Below are 447 nucleotides of genomic sequence, written 5' to 3'. Positions count from 1 at the left end.
TGTGAGCAAAACCCTAAGCATGGTTTGCTCCCTCAGTTGGGGAGCAAAAGTAGACCTCAGTTTTTCCAATGGTTAGCGTACTTGAATAATACACTTCAAGCTGAGTTAATGGTTCGATATTATCCACATCGACATACAAATGATGAAAGTACTATTCCAAATGTGGTTGCAGCGCAAGATGATCGAATTGGTGACTCACTATCAGTAATTAATGATCAACTTGAGGGTAATAAATACCTTTTAGGCGATGAAATTTCAGCCTGTGATTTCTTCTTATTTATGCTTTCTGAGTGGTGTTTACCAATTAAACAATCGCCATTAAGTTTTGAGCATTTGTCAGCTTATCTAAATCGTTTATCATCACATCCAACAATCATGGCTGTTTGCGAGTTAGAGGGTATAGATCTTAGCCCATTTAAGTAATACTCATAACAAACGACTATGGTG

The 447-nt window shown here is 37.4% G+C and carries 1 protein-coding gene; it reads left to right on the top strand.

From position 1 onward, the window contains the following. A partial coding sequence (locus tag A6E03_RS07215; RefSeq protein ID WP_065600523.1) for a glutathione binding-like protein occupies positions 1-423 on the top strand: 423 nt, incomplete at its 5' end. Positions 424-447: the final 24 nt, after the last annotated feature.

Source organism: Aliivibrio sp. 1S128 (genome assembly GCF_001691065.1).
GTDB lineage: Bacteria > Pseudomonadota > Gammaproteobacteria > Enterobacterales > Vibrionaceae > Aliivibrio.
This window is presented reverse-complemented; position numbering and strand designations above follow the sequence as displayed.